Raw genomic sequence first — 1,079 nt, 5'->3', positions numbered from 1 at the left:
GGCATCTTCTTGGAAGCGCCCATAACTTTCAAATACTTCGTGTTGTTGATGTACTTCACCCGTTACCTGATGGCTCAGTGGGTAAGAAGGACGTAACTGATTGTAATCTTTATCAATACGAATATCACTACATAAGCGTTCAGCATAACGCCATGCGGTGACCGTGCTGTCGGTAATATCGGTATCGGATTGCGGGTTATAGGTCAGATGAATACCTGCTTTCATCCCCAGATGGCGGTCGCTGTAAAACATCTGTGGGCCTTCCTCAAACCAGAAGGTGATCCCCTCTTCGGCAGCAAGACGACACCAAAACTCATACAGGGTTTCACGTTTTTGCGTGATATAAGAGCGCTGCAAATGCTCTTCAGGGTGATAAAATAATTTATCGTGTTTGACATGACTCTCATCCAATAACATTTTCAATACTTGAGGCACGGTCATATCCTGAAAAATACGACTATCTTGCTTAAGTGTCATGATCCACATTTCAGGGCGGATAACAAACTGATACCACGTTTTCACACCATCGGTATTACCTTGCTCGGCGCTAGCCAAAATTCCTTGTACACAGCGAGTAACAATGCCTTCACGCATGATGGTGATGGAGGAAGCCATCCCCAATACATCTTGAAAATCAATCTCTGATTGTGAGCTGACGGCTTGAATGTTCAGCGTAAATAACTCGGATAACCCTTCGTGCAAATCAAATTGGGTGACTTGAAAGGTCTCTACAGGAAGATCACCAATTTGGCAGGTAAATACGAGTCCGGAATACAGTTTACGATTAGCAATTGCATCGTAAATATCTATTTTCTTAGATTGAGAGAGCTGAGATGCGGTGGACTCAAGAACCGATTTAAGGCGCTGTGGCTCTGGCCTGTTTAATAGAGATTGCCAGTGTTGACCCGCTTTTTCAGCATCAGATAAAGGGTTCTTAGGGATTGATTTTGACATAAGAGGCTTTACCTAGCGATAGCAAAAAGATCAAACAAAGACGAGCCGTTATAGGCTCGTCGAGTGAGGCGATTACGCTTCCAGCGGTGCACGCCAGTCGTCAGCACCGGAAGTGCCTGCCACTG

General features: G+C 44.9%; 1 protein-coding gene. It reads right to left on the bottom strand.

Annotation, left to right across the window (positions count from 1 at the left end; genetic code table 11):
* Positions 1 to 954, bottom strand: a 954-nt coding sequence (locus PSF11_RS07830; protein ID WP_272682750.1) for a type VI secretion system Vgr family protein, incomplete at its 3' end; no start/stop codon positions are given.
* Positions 955 to 1,079: the final 125 nt, after the last annotated feature.

The organism is Providencia sp. PROV119, assembly GCF_028482435.1.
Taxonomy (GTDB): Bacteria; Pseudomonadota; Gammaproteobacteria; order Enterobacterales; family Enterobacteriaceae; genus Providencia; species Providencia stuartii.
This window is presented reverse-complemented; position numbering and strand designations above follow the sequence as displayed.